We start from the raw sequence: 20,984 nt of genomic DNA, 5'->3' as shown, positions 1-20,984 counted from the left end.
TATTGTAGCGATTCTTTTACAGTTGTTCCAACAAAAAGGTGTGTCTCACCTATGCAAGACACACCTTTTCTTTAGCAACTAATCTAATTCAACTTTTCCAGTATACAATTGATAATACATTCCGCCTTCGGCTAACAGACTTTCATGATCTCCACGTTCAATGATTCGACCATGATCCATTACCATAATCACATCCGAGTTTTGAATCGTTGATAATCGATGGGCAATAACAAATACCGTGCGCCCTTCCATTAAACGATCCATTCCAGATTGAACGATGCTTTCCGTTCGAGTATCAATACTAGAGGTTGCTTCGTCCATGATCATAACTGGTGGATCTGCGATCGCGGCACGGGCAATCGCCAATAATTGACGTTGTCCCTGTGATAGACCTTCGCCATCGCCAGTGATCACCGTATCGTATTTTTCTGGTAAATGCTGGATAAAGGTATCCGCATTTGATAACTTCGCTGCTTGATAAACCTCTTCGTCTGTCGCACTTAAATTTCCGTAACGAATATTTTCCTTAACGGTTCCTGTGAATAGATGGGTATCCTGCAAAACGATCCCTAAAGAAGAACGCAGAGAGCTTTTTTTGATTTTTTTGACATTGACACCATCGTAGCGTATTTTACCTTCTTGAATATCGTAGAATCGATTAATCAGATTCGTGATTGTCGTTTTACCAGCACCTGTCGCCCCGACAAAAGCCACCTTTTGACCAGGCTCGGCATAAAGATTAATATCATGCAGTACCAGTTGATCGTCATTGTAGCCGAAATTCACATCCTCGAATCGAACATCTCCGGTCAGACGGACATAAGAAGTCGTGCCATCTTCATGAGGATGCTTCCAAGCCCATATACCAGTCCGTTCATTGGTCTCGACTAGATCCTCATTAACTTCTTTGACATTGACTAACGTTACATAGCCATCATCCACTTCTGATTCTTCATCCAATAATTGGAAAATCCGATCTGCCCCCGCCAAAGCCATAATAACGAAATTGATTTGTTGTGAAATTTGACTAATAGGACCATTCAACGAACGGCTCAATTGTAAGAACGAAGCAATCATTCCGACAGTCAGAGCAGAAACACCGTAAACTGCAAAGAGGCCGCCAATTATTGCCACTAAAACATACTGAATATTCAAGAGATTCATCATAATGGGCATTAATGTATTTGCAGTAGCATTGGCTTTCGTCGCACTTTCTTGCAGCTGATCATTGATTACGTCGAATTCCTTCATTGCATTTTCTTCATGATTGAAGACCTTTACTACCTTTTGTCCGTGCATCATCTCTTCGATGTATCCATTGACTTTTCCAAGAGAGCGCTGCTGTTCACCAAAATACCTTCCGCTGCGATTGGTAATAAAACGAAGCATGACAAACATCATTGAAACCGAAACAATAACAAAACAAGTTAAAGGAATACTCAATGAAAACATCGCAATAAACACGGAAACAAATGTGACTAGCGCCATCATTAGATTCGGAATACTTTGCGAGATCATCTGACGCAATGTATCGGTATCATTGGTAAAATGACTCATGATGTCTCCATCAGCATTTGAATCAAAATAGCGTAAGGGCAACGTTTCTAGATGATTAAACATTTGATCGCGAATCCTCTTTTGCGTTCCTTCAGAAACTTTTACCATGATCAGGTTATAAGAAAGCGTGCCAATAATCCCGACAACGTAAATCAAAGCCATCGTCATAATCGCCTTCAACAGACCTGTAAAATCAGGATTACTTTGTCCAATCAATGGAGTGATGTAATCATCGATCACGACCTGCAAAAACAGTGAGCCTCGCACATTCGCAAAGGCACTGATCAGGATCATGAAAAAGACAATGATTAGTTGCGTCTTATGCTCCTTCGCCATAATTTTCAAAAGGCGTTTGATTGTTTTCATAGGGCTGGATTTGGGCATCGTTGCTTTATTCATCATGGTCACCAAATCCTTTCTGTTGAGAATCAAAGACTTCTTGATAGATGACATTATTTGCCAGCAGCTCATCATGCGTTCCGACACCGTTGATTTTTCCATCGTCCAATACGATGATTCGATCTGCATCTTGGATGGAACTAATCCGTTGAGAAATAATAAAGGTCGTCGTCCCTGGAATCTCTTTAGCTAGGCCTTCGCGAATCGCCCGATCCGTTTTCGTATCTACTGCACTCGTAGAATCGTCTAAGATCAGAATTTTGGGCTTTTTCAACAAAGCACGGGCAATCGTCAAGCGCTGCTTCTGACCGCCGGAAACATTGTTCCCGCCTTCAGAGATCATGGTGCCATATTTATTAGGAAATTCTTGAATAAATGAATCTGCCTGTGCAATCGTTGCTGCATGGATAACTTCTTCCTCTGTGGCGTTTTCATCGCCCCAGCGCAGATTTTCCGTGATCGTTCCGCTGAATAAAACATTATTCTGCAGAACCATTCCCACTTGGTCACGTAATGTTTCTAAATCGTAGCTGCGAACATCATGACCGCCTACTTTGATTTGACCATGCGTAACATCGTAAAGTCGTGGAATCAACTGGACCAAACTTGATTTTGAACTCCCGGTACCGCCCACAATTCCGATGACTTCACCAGAAGCTATTTTCAAATCAATATTTTCCAATACTAGTTTATCCATATCATCTTTGTAGCTAAAGCAGACATCTTTAAATTCTACTGAACCATCTGATACTTCTGTCAGAGGATTATCGCCATTTTTCAGATCACTTTCTTCCGTCAACACCTCTGTTATTCGCTCCGCAGATGTACGGGCGATCATCAACTGAACAAAGGTCATTGACATCATCATCAAGCTCATCAAAATCTGCATAGTATAATTGAACATACTGACTAACTCACCGGTAGTCAGATTCCCTTTGTCCACGATCAATTCCGCACCTAACCAAGAAAGCAGCAGCATACACGTATACACGGCTACCTGCAGGAGCGGCATATTGAAAGCAACGATTCGTTGTGCCTTCGTAAAATTATCAAAAACCATTTTTGATACACGACTGAATTTTTCTTCTTCATGGCCTTCACGGACATAAGATTTCACCACTCGGATCCCTTGCAGATTTTCATGGACCACGTTGTTCAATCGGTCATAGGTTCGGAATACCTTTTCAAACAAAGGATGAGCAAAGCGAATAATCAGACCTAGCCCCACAATCATAATCGGAACAATCACTAAATAAATCATGGATAGCTCTCGATTAATATGAAAGGTCATCACTAATGAGAAAATCAAGATTAGCGGTGAGCGTACCAAAATCCGGATCACCATTTGATAAGCATTTTGAACATTGGTAACATCTGTGGTTAAACGGGTAATCAAACTCGAACTTGAAAAACGATCAATATTCGAGAAGGAGAAACTTTGAATCCGTTCAAACAGGTTATGACGCAAATTTTTGGCAAATCCTGCTGAAGCGATAGCGGCGGTTCGCCCGCCTAATGTTCCCATAGCTAGTGCAAACAATGCACACAAAAATAATAAACCACCATAACGTAAAATCGTATTCGTATCACTTTTTTCGATGCCATGATCGATCACCCCTGCCATGATCAAGGGCATGATCACATCCATCAAAACCTCCCCCATTGTAAATAGAGGGGTCTGTAAGCTCTGCTTCTTATATTCACCGACATTTGCCAGTAATTTTTTCAGCATGTATTCACGTCCTTTCCTAACTAATTGCTTACTATAGTATAGAGATTTTTATACAAAAGTTCTAATAAATTAACCCCTTTTTCATAAAAAAGAGCCTTCTTGTTTTTAAGAGGCTCTTTCGTTTCGAAACAAAACATACTTGTCCGCCTATTTTTTTAGAATCGGCCACTTTCGCTGCTGATCGAAATAACGCGCCTCATTTTGAGCCTTAGTGACCAGTTTTTCAGGATAATCCATCACCTTCAACAAGGCGATTGCGTTACGAGTGATTGCCGGTCCTTTCTTTAATAAGTAGTCAAACGTGATGCCTTGTTCTTCTGTCACAGTTTCATCAAAATGCACATTATCACATTGATTTTTCAGGATTTCAGTCAATTCAATATCATGTGTCGCTACAAAGCTTAAGCTTGGGGAATCTGCCAACCAGGTAACAACACTAGAAGAAGCTGCGATTCGTTCAATCGTATTCGTTCCTTTTAGTATTTCATCAATAAAACAATAGCATCGTTCACCTTGTTCCACTTGATCCAGAAGCCTTTTGATTGATTTTATCTCAGCGACAAAATAACTGTCACCTGCGATAATGTCATCTTCAACAGCCATGGAAGTTAGAACATGTCCCGCCTGTAAGACAAATTCTTCAGCAATTGCTGTATTGATCGTCTGAGAAAGAATCGCACTAATAGCAATACTTTTGACATAGGTCGATTTTCCAGAGGCATCGGAGCCGGTAACTAATGTATTTCGATGCCAGTCAACAGGATTAACCACTGAATAATCAACAAGCGGATGATAAACGTCCTTCGCTTGAATTCCTCCTTCAGTAAATTCTGGCTGGCAGCTTTCTGGGAAATACGTCCGAAAATTCAGAACCGCTGCGGCAACCTCCATCTCTCCCAGCACTGTCCACAAAGCAATTGCTTCTTGACTATATTTACTCAAGCGAGTAATCACGAAATTGTAGGCAATAAAAGGAATCATAAAAGCCAAATTCAAATATTCAAATAAAATATCCGCTTCACTTGTACTCTTTACTCGAAAGGTAAAACCCCAGCGAGCAATGGATTTTAAAGGTTTTACATTTTTCATGATTTCTGTCTGACGTGGAGTTGCTAACTTACTTAATCTATTAGCTAAAGAAATCGACTGAACCAAATATCGCATACTTTCTAATTCTGTTTCCAAGTTGGCTTTCTTTGTCATATAAAAAATAATATTGAATAAAATAGACCCCAGCAGGAAAAATATACCTATTGGTCCAATGAATAAAAGCGAAAGAAGTCCCACAAACGGCAAAGCTCCAAGTAAAACAAATAACCATAAATTCCCTAACTTTTCTTTTTGACCATTCGCAATATATTGCTTAGTAAAATTATTGTCCCGCTTTCCCAATCCAGCAAAATAATACTGAACCTTCTCTCTGATTTCAGGGTTCGCTTGATAAAACTGGATCAACTCTTCTAAATCATCGGCTGGATGAAAATTATAGTTTCTCAAGCGTTGATACAACGCCTCTGATCCAATACTAGAATAAGTCCCATTGAGCAGTTCAAAAATTTCACGCATATTCAAGTCGTACCAAGTTAAATCGTCAATTTCACTATCCCATTCATGAAATTGCTTTTCAAGCTGCCAGACAGCCTTCAAGCTTTCTTCTTTATCAAAACGAGTCTGACGTGGCAATTTTCCCCACTGGGTTCTAACCCGAATCTTGAGTTGGGAAGAACTATCTAACACGACAAAAAATGTCGCAACAATCAAAACAATACCTACAGCTAAGAGTATGAAATTCATCAATTTCTCCTCACTTAGAACAGTTAATCCCATTGTAGCGAAAGTTATGAGTAATAGAAACAAAAAAAGAGACTCAAAGCGAGTCTAACGAATCTCTTTTATCACAGAACCAATCGATGACAAATCACTCTCTGTCAAAAAATCATCAACGATTTTCAAATTACCATAGGAATAATTCTTAATTGGGTAGTTAGCAAGCACTAGATCATAATCTTTGAAGTTCACATCCTGCCGATAATTCAACGCCGATCCTTGATGGGATTCGATCCATACCCGAGAATGAAACCGACTCCTAATGAGTTCTGCAAGCAATTCTGCATGACTTTTACCAGAATCACTCATCACCAAAATCTTAACCTTTGTCGAATGAGTATCTAAAGAATGTGCCAATCCCTCCCATTCTTTAAATAAAACTGTCAGAACTGAAAAATAAAATTGACTAAACCAAGGGTCTCCGAGTGTTCGTTCCATCCGCAGTAATAATTGATGGACGTATTTTGTGAAATGCGGGTATTGCTGTTTCGCATTTCTTGAAAAATAGGCAGCCGAGTCAAATAAAATTGACCGTGGATAGGGACAAACCTGATATGCTGCTTGTATTTGCAAAAGTTTTTGCAGGATAACTTTACGTCTTTCATCAGACAGAGGGACTTCATAAACATGCTCTAGCTCTCCAAGAAAACTATCTAAATACCCGAGTGTATGTTGACAAGTTGGATCAAAACGCGTAATGAAACACGAACAAAACAAACTATTCGCCACCTCATAATACCACTCATCTGTCACTAAATATTCCGAGTTTTGGACTATTCGATCTGCTTCTGGTCTCAAGGTCAAAATTTTATCAATCAACGCTTGATTCAAGCTCATTTTCTCTCGCTCTGATAATACAAACCCCTGTGACGTACGCTCGATAATGATCGCCAATAAGTAACTGCTCTCTAGAACTTCACGATCATTATAAACAATATCAAAAGAACGATTCGCACATTTGATAAACTCAATCATTCGTTCACGTTCTAATACGAATGGCCATTCGTTCAATCCATATTTCTCTAAAAATAATTGAACATAAAAAACACGGACCCACCGTTCGTTTTTCGCATTTACTCGAAAGGGCCTTCGTTCCAAAACGAGCCCTTTTTCTTTTAAAACCTTATCAATTTGCTTGATCATGCGATAAAAAGTCGCTTCACTAATGTACAGCTCCTTGATCCAATAATCCATATCTTCATTTGGTTGGAAGAAGATTCGTTCCAAAAAAGTAAAGGCTTCAGACTCTTCCATCAAATTTCGCGCTAGCTGTCGTGTCTTATTATGAAGTGCATCATTCAAACGAAAGCCGTTTGTACGAGAATATTCTACCCCAACATGTTCTCCCCAATGATCATTGATTGCTTCAACATCAGAGATAACCGTTCTCATTGAGCAATCTAACAGATCAGCAATCATTTCTGGATTCTGCCATCCAATCAAATCCCTTAAAACACCAATAATGGCTAGCCGCCGTTGTGTTGTATTTTTTAATAATCTTCGCACAAAAGTCCCCCCTTAAGCCAATTGTCACTATTCTTCAAATTCAATAATCTTTTTTATTTTTTTGGATTATAACATTCTTTGGTCATTATATCATAAAATAACTCCATAAAAGCGGAAAAATATTGATATTTATTTAACTAAAATCCACATATAACAACTCCTTTTAACAATTACGTTATTTTTATTTTTTGTTAATCATTTATGCTTTATCATCTAGGCAAATAAGAAAAAGGAGTGTTTTTTATGAAATCAGCACGAAGGAAAAAAACTATTTTTTCAGCTGTTATTGTATGTCTCCTCTTATTATTTGTCCCACTTATTTTTTCTTCCATTTCAGATGCTCGATCCAATAATAAAAAGGAAGATAGCTATGAAAATCAAGTAAAGATTTATGGTGAAGACACGATCACGATCACTGCGAACCATTCCTTTCACCCAAAACAGTATTACAAAGCCGTTGATGATAACTATCAACTTATCAAACTCAACTATTCTAAAATTAATACAAGCAAACCTGGACGCCACTCACTAACCTTATCGGCAAAAAACAAACAGGATTACGATAAGCGGAAAGTCCTTATTATTGTTGAGGAAGAAAAAGTTGCTCCTTCTGAAAAAAAAGAAGATAAAACTCATACCGCTGTTGCTTCGCAAAAAGAGGCAGTCCTAGCCCCTGTTGAAACTCCCGATCCACCAGAAGTAGCAGAACCTACTACTTCTTCTTCAGAAACAGAACAAGCACCTGTCGAACCTCCAGTACAACAAGAACAGCTCAACAATGAACAAGAAATACAGCCTGTAGTCCCAGAGGAAACTCAAACAGAAGTTACTGCTCCACAAACACCTTCTTTACAGCCAAATCAAATTTCTTTTCACGGTCAGTTTCTTCCTTATGTAAATGCTGGGCAAGGCAGCGGCCAGGGGGTTATCAATGGTAGTCCGGTTGCTGCAACTTGGGGTGGAAACCCTACACAATCTGGTATGGATAATCAAAACACTCATTTTATTGGGCACAATCCTGGAATCTTCTCGCCATTATTATCCCTTGGTGGAGGAGATGCCATTACTGTTACTGATAACGCAGGCAATGCAACCACTTATATAGTAAATGGATTGATTCAAGTCGATGATAGCGGCAGAGACATCGCTTCTGGAATAGATAATTGGGACCAGATTACCTCTGCTGGTGGAGGTGAGCGTATTACCTTACAGACGTGTCTCAGCGATACGGTCAATCTGATCGTTTTTGCGCAAGCATAAAAAGAGGCTGACACTTTGTGTGCCAGCCTACTTTTTTATTGTCCGCTCCATAATATAGCGAATAAGATGAGCTATCAGCATCGTAGAAAAAACAATCGCAGTGACTATCTTTATTCCTGTTGAAATATACCCTGGTGAAGCCCCGATGCCTCTCAGATGGCCTATCGCAATTAAACACACTCCGCCTAAATTATAGGTAATTAAAAGTAGCTTATTGATTTTACGAATCCTCTCTTCCATCATCTTCTCCTCCGTTCATACTGGGCAACCCATACTGGTTTCTAAAATTCTGCGAATCTGCCAAATAATCCAAAAGGCTAGGTTTGGCCTGGCCTAAAAGCGCATCGATACTTTTTCGATAAATTTTACTAAGGGCAATCAGCTGATCATAATCTGGTGCACTTTTATTCAATTCCCATTTAGAAATGGTTTGCGGTGTAACATGCAGCAGCTCGGCAAGCTGTTTTTGGCTCATCTTTTTTCTTTGACGAAAATACCGAAGCTGTTCTCCGATATCAACCATTGCTCTCCCTCATTTCCAGTACTTTTCTATACCTGTATTATACAATGCTAACCTCCAAGTTTACTATAAATCATTGATAGATGATTCGTTGAACCATGAAAAAAAGAACACAACGAATCGTTGTGTCCTTGTTAGCTAGCACATTTTGAGAAATTTTCCTGTAGCTTAAACGCTGGTTCCTAAGATAAGAAACAAGCCTTGTAAATCTAGCTGATTTTATGTAAGATTCGATGTCACAGCAGACATCGTCTCGATACCCACGCTGATACGTAAGGCAGCATCCACTTCTGCCATCAAGCACCGATCTAAATGACAAACCTTTTCCTTCAAACGTGATTTGTCAATCGTGCGAATCTGCTCTAATAAGATAACCGAATCTCGTTCAATTCCGGTACCGTTTGATTTGATTCCGATATGTGTTGGTAATTTAGGCTTAGCCATTTTCGCTGTGATCGCAGCGATGATGATCGTCGGGCTAAAATGATTTCCTAAATTATTTTGGATGACCAATACCGGCCGAATGCCACCTTGTTCAGAACCAATGACTGGCGATAAATCCGCGAAATAGATATCACCACGTTTAACCATAATAATCTCCTTACTCCTTTTAATGTAGGCATTTTTTCCAAAAAATGCCCCCGATGTTCTTACCGTATATCATTCCTCTAAGTATTTCTTGCCTTTAGTTTTGATAAATTCTAGGAACACGTTCTGAAAGCATGCAGCAAACCTCATAATGGATTGTCCCTAAATGATCCGCAACCTCTTGCATTGTAATCTCTTTTCCGTTGTTTTTACCGATCAATGTGACTTTTGTACCGACCTTGAACTCTCGTGGCAGACGAACCATTAATTGATCCATACACACACGACCAACAATCTCACAATACTCGCCTTCTACCAATAATGAAAATCCCTGCATCTTCCGCAGCCAACCATCCGCATAGCCGATCGGAATAGTCCCAATCCATTCTTTTTTAGGTGTGTCATAGGTTTTACCGTAACCAACACCTTCACCGGCAGCCAATTCTTTTACTTGAATCAACTCAGAAACTAATTCCATTGCAGGTTTTAATGGATAGGTCTCTGGCAATTCATGACCTGATGGATTCAATCCATACATTCCAATGCCATAGCGAATCATGTTTCCCGGCATTTCTTTGTCATGCCATAAGGCCGTCGCGCTGTTGCTTGAGTGAACGTAGCGTGGCAAATGGTCTAGTGCCTCAATCACCATGTTAAACCGCTCTGCTTGCTTATGCCAATAAGAAGCGTCTTTCTCATCAGCGGTAGCGAAATGAGTAAATAGACCTTCCCAAATCATATGTGGTGAATCATCAATGATTGCAGCAGCTTCCTTTACTTCTTCTGGTGTTAAGAAACCAATTCGCCCCATTCCAGAATCCGCTTTAATATGGATCTTTATTGGTTTTGTTGCCTCTTCTAAATCTTTTAAAACTTCTTGAGCCTCGATCAGCCATTCCTTTGTTGCCACGGTGATTGACAAATCATAATCAATAACCAATGATAGATAGCTTGGGAATACCACACTCAAAACTAAAATAGGCTCCGTAATCCCCGCTTCTCGCAACTCGATTGCTTCATCCAGTGTCGCCACACAAAAACCTGTAGCACCAACCGATAAAGCCGTTTGAGCAGTAGCAACCGCTCCATGACCATAGCCGTCTGCTTTCACTACCGCAAACAATTCCACGCCTTCCGGCAAACGCTCAACCTCATGTTTGATGTTCTCTCTCAATGCTTTCCTATGTATGATAGCTCTTGTAGGTCGATGATACGTTACAACCATAAACTAAGTATCCTTCTTTCTATTCTTCTAGCAATACTTGAGCGATCGCTAGGTCCTCCGTATGGGTCAAGCTGACAAAAACTTTTCCCTGATGAGGTGATTTTGTAAAGGCGGGTGCACCGTTATCATCTCGTAAAATCTCTAAATCCTGAAAACTGACTTTTCCAATGCCGGTCCCCCACGCCTTTGAAAAAGCTTCTTTACATGCATACCGTCCTGCTAGAAATTCTACCTGACGATGAGGCGAATGGCTAGCAAAAAGGGTCTGTTCCGCCGGAGTTAATATTCGTTCCACAAAATGCGGTCGGCGCTCAATGATTTTTGCGACTCGTTCAAGTTCAGTCGCATCAATCCCGATTCCTTTGATCATACTCTCAACCCTTTCAAGTAACATCTTTATTTTACCAAAGACTTCTTTAAATGCTATGATTTTTTTTTAATAATCCGCGCAAAGTCCTTTATATCAAGAAAAAAGCCATCAATCAAAAAGATTGATGGCTTTGACAGTTATACACGAATTAATCGTTTGTGTTAGTGCGAATTACAAACCCGCGCTTTTTGTCGTTACTACGGTTTGAATTTTTATTGTTGCTGCGTTGTTTGTTTCCGCCGTAGTTTTTGTTCTTGTTATTGTTACGGTCGCGATCTTTGCGGTAGTTATCTTTTCCGCGTCCGCCGCCACGGTTGTTTCCTCCGCCGCGTTTACCGCCACGATTAAAGCCGCCTTTTTTATTTGAAGGCAATGGACGTTCTGGTGTAATTTTAACAGGTACAGAGTCAGCTGGGTCCTTAGCGACCGTCTTCAACAGCATTGCAGTTAATTCTTCTGGAGAATAAGCTGCTAATAACTCCTGTGCTGATTCATTGTATTTTTCTAAGCTATCAGAATTTTCTTCCATTTGGCTTTGAATTTGTTCCATCGCCGCTCCTAGTTGACCCTTGAAGGCTTCTTTCTCGGTTGGCGGACGCATTGGGTTCATACGTTTTTTCGTTAAGTTTTCAATGACATGCAAGTAACCCATTTCGTTTGGTGTAACGAAAGTTACAGACATACCACCTTTACCAGCACGACCTGTACGACCGATGCGGTGAACATAGCTTTCTGGATCTTGTGGAATATCATAGTTATACACATGAGTAACACCTGAGATATCCAATCCGCGAGCAGCAACATCTGTTGCGACTAAGATATCAAGATCGCCACGTTTAAATGAGCGCAAGACACTCATTCGTTTTTGTTGTGACAAATCGCCATGAATTCCTTCTGCTTTGTAGCCGCGCGCCTCCAAGCCACGTGCTAATTCATCAACGCGACGTTTAGTACGTCCAAAGACAATCGCTAAATCTGGTGTTTGAACATCAAACAAACGAGTCATAATATCGAATTTTTCATAATCTTTCGCCCGAACATAATATTGATCGATTAAATCAGCGGTCATTTCTTTCGCTTTGATTTTCACGTGTTCAGGGTCTTTCATAAATTTCACGCCGATTTTTTTGATTGCATCAGGCATTGTTGCTGAGAACAACAATGTTTGGCGTTCTGCAGGGACTTTACTGATAATTTTTTCGATATCTTCTAGGAAGCCCATGTTCAACATTTCGTCTGCTTCGTCTAGAACAAGCGTTTCGACTGTTTCTAATTTTAGGGTGTGACGATTGATATGATCCAACATCCGTCCTGGTGTTCCAACGACGATATGTGGACGATCCTTCAATCCACGAATCTGACGACCAATGTCTGCACCGCCATAGACAGCTTGTACACGAATTTTTTTATCGCGGCCTAAACGATACAATTCTTCTTGTGTTTGGATAGCAAGTTCACGGGTTGGTGAAATTACTAGACCTTGTAAAACATTCTTCGTCGTATCAATTTTGTCTAACATCGGTAGACCAAAAGCGGCTGTTTTACCAGTCCCTGTCTGTGCTTGACCAATAACATCTTTTCCGTCTAGTGCTAAAGGAATAGTTTGTTCTTGAATCGGTGTTGCTTCTTCAAAACCTGAGCGTTCGATCGCTACTAATAGTTCTGGTGATAATTTTAGTTCTTTGAATTTCAAATGATATCCTCCTAATGTCTGTTGACCTTATCATTTAGAGCGTATGGTTTGGTATCTGCGTTTGGTCTGCAACTGTCCCTTTAGTTGCCGTCCTTGGCGATACTACCGAAAAACCGCTCCGCGAAGTCAGGCGGAAGGATCATCTCTCACAAAAAGTGGTTGAGACATCGTTCAATTGAAAAATGCCCCAACCGCTTCTCAAAAATAATTGGTAAGCCAGCGTATACACCGCTAGCGAATCTTTAATTTATTGGATGACTCATTCAATCATTACTTCATTTCTCGGCAATGGCTCATTTTAGCACATCATTTCATTTTCTGCAAGTTTTCACTATTGCTGCAAAGCTTCAACGACTTCGAATAAGCCCATGCCGTTGCTACCTTTCAAAACAATGCTGTCTGTTGTTTGCAAACTTTCTTTGATCGCCTGAATCATTTGCGATTTATCACTTTTATTGAAGTACCGCACTGTCAATGATGGATACCGATCCGCCAAAGCAAGCTTTAGTCCTTTCATTTCATCCCCGTAAAGATAGATTTCTTGAAAGTCTTGGTCATTAATATGATCTACCATACTCGCGTGTAGCGAATAGGAATCCGCGCCTAACTCTAACATATCCGCTAAAACAGCTAGGCGGCGGCCTTCTGTTGGTAATTTTGCAAAAGTATCCAGCACTAGTCCCATTGCTGTTGGGTTCGCATTATAAACATCACTCAAAATGTCTGCGCCATTATTCGCCTTCAACCATTGGGTGCGATTTTGAGTCACCTGTACATAGGCTAGTCCTTGAAAAATTTGCTCATTGCTAACGTCGAACCATCGACCAATTGCCATCGCAATCAACGCATTCTGCACATTATAGCTTCCTGGCAGAGGAATTTGGTACCCATTATCATCAACTGAAAAAACGGTCGCGCCTTTGTTTTCATTCAGAATCGTAGCAGATAGATCCCCTTTTTGAATGCCAACGGTTTCGACCGTTTGAGACAATGAACTAATACGCTCTTCTAATAAAGGTTCGTCGGCAGGGACAATTAGTAGGCCGTCTGAAGCTAAACCTGTTGTAATTTCCATCTTAGCGTCTGCGATTTTTTCGCGCGAACCTAAGTTTTCTATATGGGCCTCACCGATAATCGTGATCGCCGCAACATCCGGTTCAGCCAACTCTGATAAGATACTGATCTCACCAGCATGGTCCATGCCCATCTCCAAAATTAATTTTTCAGTTCCTTCTGGCATATGCAGGATCGTATAAGGTAAGCCAATATCATTGTTGTAATTTCCTTGTGTTTTATGTGTCCGAAACTTTTGGCTAAGGACCGATTCAGTCATATCTTTTGTTGTGGTTTTTCCGTTTGAGCCTGTAATAGCAATCACATCTGGATTTTCTTCCAATAAGTAATAGCTTGCTAGAGCTTGAAAGGCTAGCAGCGTATCCTTAACTAAAATGACAGCAATACCTTCTGGCGCTGTTTCTGGATCATTGCTCCATAGCGTTGCAGTCGCTCCATTTTCTATTGCCTTTGATACAAACTCATGGCCATCATTTGTTCCCTGCAAAGGCACAAATAAATCGCCAGCTTCAATTTTTCGTGAATCGAATTCGACACCAGTAACGGTCACCTCATTTTCCGCCAATACTTTACCTTGAACGGCCTTGCTGATGATTGTCGTTGTAAAATTCATGGTGTTCCTCCCAAATTTTTGTTTCTGACTACAGTGAAATTTTCATGTACCTGTGTATCTTCCAAATAATACTCCTTTGATACGCCAGACGTTAAAAGGAACTTGAAACATCATTCAATCGAATCATGTCTCAAGCCCTACTCGGTTGTTAAACAGAAGCGATATTATTCAAGGGCAGCTCGCTGCTCATGACGCTTTGTACCTAATTGAATCAATTCTTCAATCAAATCGCCATACTTCAAGCCCATGTTCTCCCATAATAATGGATACATGCTAAATTCAGTAAAACCAGGCATCGTATTCAATTCATTCAAGAATAATTCGTTTTTATTCGTTAGGAAAAAGTCGATCCGGCTAAGTCCTGAACCGCCTAACATTGTATAGGCTGACTTGGCATAATCGCGAGCTTTCTGCATCACTTCTTCTGGAATATCTGCCGGGATCGCCATTTGAATCGTGTTGTCGATATATTTAGCGTTGTAATCGTAGAAAGCTTCTTCTTTTACAATTTCTCCAGGCAATGTTGTCCGCACATCGTCGTTTCCTAAAACAGCTACTTCGATTTCACGCGCATCAATTCCCTGCTCTACCAAAGCACGAGAATCATAGCGATAGGCTTCTTGAAGTGCATTTTGCAGCTCTTCACGGTTTTCTGCTCGTGTGATTCCTACACTCGAACCCATATTAGCAGGTTTGATAAACATTGGGTACAACAAGGTCCCTTCGCATTTATCAAAGATTTGTTTTGGATTTTCTTTCCACTGATTCTTTAAAACAGGAACGTATGGAACTTGTGGAATACCGGCTGCTTGCAGGATATATTTCGTCATAATTTTATCCATCGCACAAGCACTCGTCATAACACCTGCACCGACATACGGCATATCCAATGTTTCTAAAAAGCCTTGGATGGTTCCATCTTCTCCGTTCGGTCCATGTAAAACTGGAAAGACAATCGCATTGTCTTCCTTAATATCCCCGGGAGCGATTACCTTGCCGCTGAATCCCTCAACTTCATGACCGGTTGGGTCCCAAGTTAGGCGCAGCGTTTCATCTGTTTCTGGTGCTTCCGTTAACAATGGACCTTTAACCCATTGTCCGGTTTTATCAATATAGATAAGTTGTACTTGATAATAGTCAAAATAAACCGCAGAAATAACTGAAAAAGCCGATAAAATCGCTACATCGTGTTCTGGACTTTTCCCACCATAAAGTAAAATAATTTTCAACTGAATGTCCTCCATTACTTTCTGATCCCTAACATTTTAGCACAAAAATCAAAATCCCCAAAAAGAAATTTTACAAGTATTACAAAGCTTATCATTTAGATTACAACAAAGACTGTTGGATCAAGCTTTCCAGAACTTCTTGAAAATGTGTCCGATCCTCATTAGTAAAAGGTTTCGGTCCCTTTGTACGTTGTTTCGCTTGACGCATTTTGCCTCCAATAAAACGTTGTGTCAGGAGCGCATCAATATTCATTTGCGTATATTCCATCCCTATTTGATGTAAAACATGTGCAGCCTTCGCCAAGGTCAATGACGCCAAACCATAATCCTGCGTCACTAAAATATCCTCTGGTTGAATAACGGAAACTATTTTAAAATCGGCGGAATCGGCACCACGATCCACATAAATAAACTCCACGAAATCTGGATATTCTTTTTTTGAATAGTGATCAATACTTGTAACGATCACAACTGGCAGTCCATATTTTTTTGCAACCGCGATCGTGGTATCTTTTACTGGCGACCCATCGCCATCAATAATTAAACGCATGTTTTCCAACCCTTCTAATTAGACCAAGCCCAACCAATAGAATAATGATCGAGAGAAATTTAACTATGTCCATTGTGGCAAGGATTTCTGAGGAGTGCAAGCTGCGCAGCAGAAAAATATCCTTCATTGGTAAATTTTTCGCCTGCAATGTGACAAGCATCAACAACATTAAGATAAATTGATGCGTGATGCTCCCTTTGTTAGATGTTGAATACTTTGCAGTAAGGCGCTGCTGCGCTTCAATACTCTCTGTTTGATAGTACAAACGATTTAGCCAAGCGCTGGTTCCTTTTTGAAAAAAGGTTAGTACAAAGATGGCAACTGGAAATAAGAAGCGAATACTTAATAGTAATAAACCCGCCGCTAAACCAGCCAGTTGTACATTCAACTCATTTTTAAACGATTGACGCACCTTTCCTGCCAATACTAAGGAACTAATAACCCCTAAAAGATAAGGTAAAAATAGATACAGGCCTTGTGAAGCAGCCCCTTTATAAACCGCAACATAAAATGCACCGAAAAGAAAAATAAAATTTCCTAACATGCCATTAAGAAACGTTAGTGCATTCTGCCAAAGCGGCAGCTTCCATCGACTTTTCACTTGATTTACCACAACGATAGCCACCATAAATATTCCCGCAAACAAAATAATGGCATTGTTCAACAAAGATTCATTAAACAACAATCGACCACTTCGTAATAAAAAGAGAGCAACAAAGAATAAAATGAACCAGGTCAATTCAGAAATTGAAAAAACATGCTTCGTTAATTCTTTAAAATCCATCTCGTAATGCGGATAATGTTTCACCGTATGATAAGCACAAATAAAATAAAGGGTAACGACACTTGGCACGATAACTGATTGAATAGGAAATGCAAGTGTTGTTCCATAAAATAAGGGCGCCAGAACAATTAAAGCGATCAGATAGCGACGGCTGCTCATCGTTTGAAAGCCTTTAGATTTTTCAAAAAAATTAACACTGGCATTTGCTGGCGGCAACCAAGCCGCACTTAATCCTAAAAAGATACTGCCAAATAAGTAGAAAGTAAAATGCAATGCTCCAATTAAGGTTAGAAAAGAACCAATCCCACCGACCAAAAGAGAAACCATTAATAGCGTATACTGATCAATCGACCGATATAATCCGCGAATCAGAAAAATTCCAGTCACACGAAACGTATAAAAGAAAACAAAGGGTAGAACCGTAACAGACGACTGCGAATCTACCAAGTGCATAAATAATAGATACGGAATAACAATCATCGTGTTGGCTAAAACAAAAGGGGTTGTTTGCGTAAATTGTCTTAAAAATTTTTTTATTACTTCCATTAAAATTATCCTTCCACTAATAAGAAATCAACGTTATCGCTTGTTGAAATTCTTCAATCAAATGATCCTCTTTATAAGCAGCAAAATCTTCCTGATGCTTATTCAATAAGCCGCGCATTTTCATAGGAATGAAAACTTCTGCTAAATGATTATCTAAAACAAAATTCTTTGTAATCGACCATTCATAATAATACCCTAATGGTCGACAGCTATAAATGGTGTCATGAATCTTACGATCGCCAAACCGGCGATGTGTATGCCCAAATACAACCTGTTGAACATTGGGATACTGGTCCAGCAGTTCGCCTAATGCCTTCGACCCCAAGAAAGCATTCAATTTATTCCAAATTTGATATTTCCCACTTAAATGTACAATAAACTCTTCTTTTGGAACAAAGTGAGTTGCCAAAATAACCTGATAATTTTTTCTAGCTAAATCATCCAGTACATTGCGCAATTGACGTAAAATCTCTTGATTCACCGTCTGATCATCTGAAAAACGTTCGATGATCCGATCGAACCAATAAATATTTTTGATTGAACGAATTTGTTTTGGATCTTTTAACTCAGAAAAGCCATAATCATACCAGCCATTAAACCCTAATAGAACCGTTTTTTGGTTGAGGGGCAAATAACGGAGATTTAGAAAATGACTGTCTGGATAATGCTCAATCATTTGTTCTCCTTTAACATTTCCCATCTCATGGTTTCCTAGATTGAAGGTTGTCGGAAGCTCTCGTTGACGAAAAAAATGATTGACCGCTAGTGTCTGATCCATCTTATTCGCAGTATCTCCAGCAAAATGTAAGCGTGTCACCTCTTGCTCTTTCAGTAAAGCAAAAAGTTTTGACAGCTCAGTCTCGCCAAAGTGATTAATATCTGCATGTAGGTCCGTGATCACTGCTAATTTTCCCATCATACTGCCTCCTTACCCGTCTACTTTACACAAATCCTTGTAATAATGCGAGCCAAAAGCTGAATCCGCACGTAGGATATTTCAGGTCTGTGCTATACTTATTTCAAAGAAAGAATTTAAGGGGGAGAACAGAATGGTTACTTATCAAAATCTTCAAACCGATTTATTGCAAGCGCTTGATTTACACGTGGATATTTTAAAAGAAGTCAACGATATTAAAACAGATGAGATTCCTGCTTTTTTATTTATGATGCGCAGCTTGGGCTTCATGCTTGATCGGGCAGCATTAGTTTTAGCAAGCGGCGATGATGAAGAGATGTATTACATGATGTTTCAATATTATAGTTTGTTAAAAGAACTGAAATTGAATCTGGCAATGAATTATCCTTACGCCAAACTACAGGAAGAACCTTTAATGAACACTGTTGATAAATTCCCTAATACCTATGAAAATGAAATGAAGCTATGGTGGGAAGAGAAGACAGGGTTAATCGTGGAATCAACGAAGCAAACGCTCGAATTGGAAGAACACTGATGCGAATAGCTGTATATTGTGGTGCACACCTTGGGGCCGGCCCTGCCTATGCTCTTGCAGCACAAGCACTGGGACATTGGATCGTAAGGAATGGGCACGAACTTGCTTATGGAGGTAGCAAACTTGGGTTAATGGGTGTGGTCGCAGACAGTGTTTTGGACGCCGGCGGTACTGTGATTGGCATCATGCCGAAATTTCTGCAGGATCGCGAACGTGTTCACACCGGTTTATCACGTATGATCACCGTAAATGACTTAGATGAACGAAAAAAGATGATGATGCAACACGCAGATGTTTGTTTGGCTTTGCCTGGAGGCGTCGGAACATTAGAAGAAATCAGCGAGGCTTATTCTTGGGCTCGTGTTGGGCAAAATAATAATCCCTGTATCTTCTTTGATGTGAATGATTATTATCGTCTTCTGCGTGATTTTTTTGATCAAATGGTGGAACAACACTTTTTGTCAGCGGAGGATCGTCAGCTCGTTTTATTTTCTGACTCATTAATCGAAATCGACAACTTCATACAATGCTTTTATAAAAATACTCCACACGACTGAGTCAAGTCGTGTGGAGTATTTTGGCTCTATAATATCTAGTGTTGGTGACACCTTCTGTTGCCAACACTTTTTCTTTTTTTCTAATAAACGCAAACAGACACCTTGAAATCCTTTAGAATAAAGTCGACGAAAACCATTCAAAGGAGTGTTTCAAGATGTCCTATTCAGAGTTTACCAAAGAGTTACTAGATATTCTAGACCTAAATCTTACCTTTCATGAGAATGCCTTTCGCAAAGAGCGAATCAAGGACGAGACCTGTTTTGTTTTTGATGGCACATTAACCTATCGACCAGAAGAATGCTTTCATTGCCGCTATGAAAATGATCAAACGATCATTAAATGGGGCTGGAAGAAAGTCTCTATCTTATTAAATGACGTCAGTAACTACAAGACGATTCTGCGGATAAACAAGCAACGCTTTAAGTGTAAACACTGTGGGAAAACTTTTTTAGCCGAAGATTCGGTTAGTGATCGTCACTGCTCCATTGCCCGCAGAGTCAAACAAGCCGTTCTCGAACTATTAAGTGAGCCTCTTTCTATGTCCTTGATTGCACGCATGAAACACGTTTCTCCAACAACGGTTATTCGGATCCTTCGCAGCCTTCGGCCTAAAACCATTTCTTTGAACCAGCCACTGCCAGAAGTGTTGTGTTTTGATGAATTCAAATCAGTGAAAAATGTCTCGGGTGCTATGAGCTTTGTCATGATGGATGGCAAAACCCATCAACTGATCGACATTGTGGAAAATCGTCAACTCGATCCTTTACGCGACTATTTCTTGCGTTATCCCAGAAAGGTACGGGAACAAGTACGTCTAGTGGTTTCAGATTTCTATACACCCTATCGTACATTGGTGAAAGATTGTTTTCCGAATGCCCGAATCGTCGCCGATCGCTTTCATATCAGTCAACACATTGGCCGAGCATTTACCAATCACCGAATTCAGATAATGAAGTCCTTTAGAAAAGGCGACAGTCGATCAAAACATTTAAAGAAATACTGGAAACTGCTTCAGAAGAATGCGTGGGAATTGAAGGGGAGACACCGCTACTGGCGACCTTCTTTTCGGGCACATCTAACGGAAGCAGAAATCGTCGATCGCCTGTTGTCTTACGATGACTCCTTAAAGCAAGGCTACGAAGTCTATCAGCACTTTCTGTCCGCTATCAGAAGACGAGATGTTCCTGATTTCACGAAGCTTTTAAAGGAAAATTACAAAGAGTTACCAGAACACTACCAACCAGTGATTACGACCTTCAAAAAGTACCAAACAGAAATCAAACGCGCGTTGCGGGTTCCCTATTCCAACGGGCCACTGGAATGTTTGAACAACCATATCAAAGTACTAAAACGAATGGCCTATGGCTTTAGAAACTTCCAAAACTACCGAGAACGAATCTTTTTGTATCGCGGAAAGTATTTCAAGAAAACCACCCAAATGAACAAGACCAGAACGACAACACGGCTAGACAAAAGAGCTGCCTAGCCGTGTGAATGACTTG

General features: G+C 40.1%; 19 protein-coding genes. 4 read left to right on the top strand and 15 right to left on the bottom strand.

From position 1 onward, the window contains the following. Window positions 1-78: 78 nt before the first annotated feature. From J9537_RS01660 to J9537_RS01645, 4 genes are all read right to left on the bottom strand, one after another. Window positions 79-1,959 (bottom strand): ABC transporter ATP-binding protein, encoded by a 1,881-nt coding sequence (locus J9537_RS01660; RefSeq protein ID WP_218256478.1) that lies wholly within the window; start codon window positions 1,957-1,959, stop codon window positions 79-81. Continuing rightward, window positions 1,949-3,688 carry an ABC transporter ATP-binding protein gene (locus J9537_RS01655; protein ID WP_218256477.1) on the bottom strand — a complete coding sequence of 580 codons (1,740 nt, stop codon included), beginning with the start codon at window positions 3,686-3,688 and terminating at the stop codon, window positions 1,949-1,951. Before J9537_RS01655 ends, J9537_RS01660 begins: the two co-directional genes overlap by 11 nt. Before the next feature lie 147 nt (window positions 3,689-3,835). Then, entirely contained in the window at window positions 3,836-5,482 is a 1,647-nt protein-coding gene (locus tag J9537_RS01650; RefSeq protein ID WP_218256476.1) for a MutS-related protein, read from the bottom strand. An 84-nt stretch (window positions 5,483-5,566) separates the two neighbouring features. Then, window positions 5,567-7,021, bottom strand: a complete 1,455-nt coding sequence (locus J9537_RS01645; protein ID WP_218256475.1) for an AcpB/EbpR/MafR family transcriptional regulator — start codon at window positions 7,019-7,021, stop codon at window positions 5,567-5,569. A 243-nt stretch (window positions 7,022-7,264) separates the two neighbouring features. On the opposite strand from J9537_RS01645, the gene J9537_RS01640 reads away from it, so the two are divergent. After that, window positions 7,265-8,281: a class F sortase gene (locus tag J9537_RS01640; RefSeq protein ID WP_218256474.1), complete on the top strand. Its 1,017-nt coding sequence runs from the start codon at window positions 7,265-7,267 to the stop codon at window positions 8,279-8,281. A gap of 27 nt (window positions 8,282-8,308) precedes the next feature. On the opposite strand, the gene J9537_RS01635 is transcribed toward J9537_RS01640, so the two are convergent. The 11 genes from J9537_RS01635 to J9537_RS01585 all read right to left on the bottom strand — a co-directional run bounded on the left by J9537_RS01635 (window position 8,309) and on the right by J9537_RS01585 (window position 18,389). Beyond that, window positions 8,309-8,524, bottom strand: coding sequence for a hypothetical protein (locus J9537_RS01635; protein WP_218256473.1), 216 nt, complete (start codon window positions 8,522-8,524; stop codon window positions 8,309-8,311). Then, complete coding sequence (locus J9537_RS01630; protein ID WP_218256472.1) at window positions 8,502-8,804, bottom strand: helix-turn-helix domain-containing protein; 303 nt, start codon at window positions 8,802-8,804, stop codon at window positions 8,502-8,504. The genes J9537_RS01635 and J9537_RS01630 overlap by 23 nt, the downstream gene beginning before the upstream one ends. 216 nt (window positions 8,805-9,020) lie before the next feature. Further along, window positions 9,021-9,392 (bottom strand): type II toxin-antitoxin system PemK/MazF family toxin, encoded by a 372-nt coding sequence (locus tag J9537_RS01625; RefSeq protein WP_010747167.1) that lies wholly within the window; start codon window positions 9,390-9,392, stop codon window positions 9,021-9,023. A 94-nt stretch (window positions 9,393-9,486) separates the two neighbouring features. Beyond that, window positions 9,487-10,614: an alanine racemase gene (gene alr / locus J9537_RS01620; protein WP_218256471.1), complete on the bottom strand. Its 1,128-nt coding sequence runs from the start codon at window positions 10,612-10,614 to the stop codon at window positions 9,487-9,489. Between the two features lie 19 nt (window positions 10,615-10,633). Then, window positions 10,634-10,984: a holo-ACP synthase gene (acpS, locus tag J9537_RS01615; protein WP_218256470.1), complete on the bottom strand. Its 351-nt coding sequence runs from the start codon at window positions 10,982-10,984 to the stop codon at window positions 10,634-10,636. 148 nt (window positions 10,985-11,132) lie between these two features. Beyond that, complete coding sequence (gene cshA / locus J9537_RS01610) at window positions 11,133-12,677, bottom strand: degradosome RNA helicase CshA (protein ID WP_218256469.1); 1,545 nt, start codon at window positions 12,675-12,677, stop codon at window positions 11,133-11,135. 331 nt (window positions 12,678-13,008) lie between these two features. Beyond that, window positions 13,009-14,364 carry a UDP-N-acetylmuramoyl-tripeptide--D-alanyl-D-alanine ligase gene (locus J9537_RS01605; protein ID WP_218256468.1) on the bottom strand — a complete coding sequence of 452 codons (1,356 nt, stop codon included), beginning with the start codon at window positions 14,362-14,364 and terminating at the stop codon, window positions 13,009-13,011. A gap of 164 nt (window positions 14,365-14,528) precedes the next feature. Then, complete coding sequence (locus J9537_RS01600) at window positions 14,529-15,593, bottom strand: D-alanine--D-alanine ligase (protein ID WP_010747172.1); 1,065 nt, start codon at window positions 15,591-15,593, stop codon at window positions 14,529-14,531. 100 nt (window positions 15,594-15,693) lie between these two features. Then, window positions 15,694-16,143 carry a YaiI/YqxD family protein gene (locus J9537_RS01595; protein WP_218256467.1) on the bottom strand — a complete coding sequence of 150 codons (450 nt, stop codon included), beginning with the start codon at window positions 16,141-16,143 and terminating at the stop codon, window positions 15,694-15,696. Continuing rightward, the gene (locus J9537_RS01590) at window positions 16,127-17,473 is read right to left on the bottom strand and encodes a hypothetical protein (RefSeq protein ID WP_218256466.1); all 1,347 of its coding nucleotides are present in this window, start codon (window positions 17,471-17,473) and stop codon (window positions 16,127-16,129) included. Before J9537_RS01590 ends, J9537_RS01595 begins: the two co-directional genes overlap by 17 nt. Before the next feature lie 16 nt (window positions 17,474-17,489). Further along, window positions 17,490-18,389 (bottom strand): metallophosphoesterase, encoded by a 900-nt coding sequence (locus tag J9537_RS01585; protein ID WP_218257304.1) that lies wholly within the window; start codon window positions 18,387-18,389, stop codon window positions 17,490-17,492. A 133-nt stretch (window positions 18,390-18,522) separates the two neighbouring features. On the opposite strand from J9537_RS01585, the gene J9537_RS01580 reads away from it, so the two are divergent. From J9537_RS01580 to J9537_RS01570, 3 genes are all read left to right on the top strand, one after another. Further along, on the top strand, window positions 18,523-18,924 hold the full coding sequence (locus J9537_RS01580) for a hypothetical protein (protein WP_218256465.1): 402 nt from the start codon (window positions 18,523-18,525) through the stop codon (window positions 18,922-18,924). Beyond that, entirely contained in the window at window positions 18,924-19,481 is a 558-nt protein-coding gene (locus tag J9537_RS01575; RefSeq protein ID WP_218256464.1) for an LOG family protein, read from the top strand. Before J9537_RS01580 ends, J9537_RS01575 begins: the two co-directional genes overlap by 1 nt. Window positions 19,482-19,636: 155 nt before the next feature. Further along, window positions 19,637-20,968, top strand: a complete 1,332-nt coding sequence (locus J9537_RS01570; RefSeq protein WP_218256463.1) for an ISL3 family transposase — start codon at window positions 19,637-19,639, stop codon at window positions 20,966-20,968. Window positions 20,969-20,984 lie beyond the last annotated feature (16 nt).

Source organism: Enterococcus raffinosus (genome assembly GCF_019175485.1).
Taxonomy (GTDB): Bacteria; Bacillota; Bacilli; order Lactobacillales; family Enterococcaceae; genus Enterococcus_A; species Enterococcus_A raffinosus.
Note: the sequence above shows the minus strand (reverse complement) of the source record. Positions and strands in the feature narration are given on the sequence as shown.

Coding starts and splice junctions, on each gene's coding strand:
- J9537_RS01660 (WP_218256478.1), bottom strand. CDS start 1,959: ATGATGAATAAAGCAACGATGCCCAAATCCAGCCCTATGAAAACAATC.
- J9537_RS01655 (WP_218256477.1), bottom strand. CDS start 3,688: ATGCTGAAAAAATTACTGGCAAATGTCGGTGAATATAAGAAGCAGAGC.
- J9537_RS01650 (WP_218256476.1), bottom strand. CDS start 5,482: ATGAATTTCATACTCTTAGCTGTAGGTATTGTTTTGATTGTTGCGACA.
- J9537_RS01640 (WP_218256474.1), top strand. CDS start 7,265: ATGAAATCAGCACGAAGGAAAAAAACTATTTTTTCAGCTGTTATTGTA.
- J9537_RS01635 (WP_218256473.1), bottom strand. CDS start 8,524: ATGATGGAAGAGAGGATTCGTAAAATCAATAAGCTACTTTTAATTACC.
- J9537_RS01630 (WP_218256472.1), bottom strand. CDS start 8,804: ATGGTTGATATCGGAGAACAGCTTCGGTATTTTCGTCAAAGAAAAAAG.
- J9537_RS01625 (WP_010747167.1), bottom strand. CDS start 9,392: ATGGTTAAACGTGGTGATATCTATTTCGCGGATTTATCGCCAGTCATT.
- alr (WP_218256471.1), bottom strand. CDS start 10,614: ATGGTTGTAACGTATCATCGACCTACAAGAGCTATCATACATAGGAAA.
- acpS (WP_218256470.1), bottom strand. CDS start 10,984: ATGATCAAAGGAATCGGGATTGATGCGACTGAACTTGAACGAGTCGCA.
- J9537_RS01605 (WP_218256468.1), bottom strand. CDS start 14,364: ATGAATTTTACAACGACAATCATCAGCAAGGCCGTTCAAGGTAAAGTA.
- J9537_RS01595 (WP_218256467.1), bottom strand. CDS start 16,143: ATGCGTTTAATTATTGATGGCGATGGGTCGCCAGTAAAAGATACCACG.
- J9537_RS01590 (WP_218256466.1), bottom strand. CDS start 17,473: ATGGAAGTAATAAAAAAATTTTTAAGACAATTTACGCAAACAACCCCT.
- J9537_RS01585 (WP_218257304.1), bottom strand. CDS start 18,389: ATGGGAAAATTAGCAGTGATCACGGACCTACATGCAGATATTAATCAC.
- J9537_RS01580 (WP_218256465.1), top strand. CDS start 18,523: ATGGTTACTTATCAAAATCTTCAAACCGATTTATTGCAAGCGCTTGAT.
- J9537_RS01575 (WP_218256464.1), top strand. CDS start 18,924: ATGCGAATAGCTGTATATTGTGGTGCACACCTTGGGGCCGGCCCTGCC.
- J9537_RS01570 (WP_218256463.1), top strand. CDS start 19,637: ATGTCCTATTCAGAGTTTACCAAAGAGTTACTAGATATTCTAGACCTA.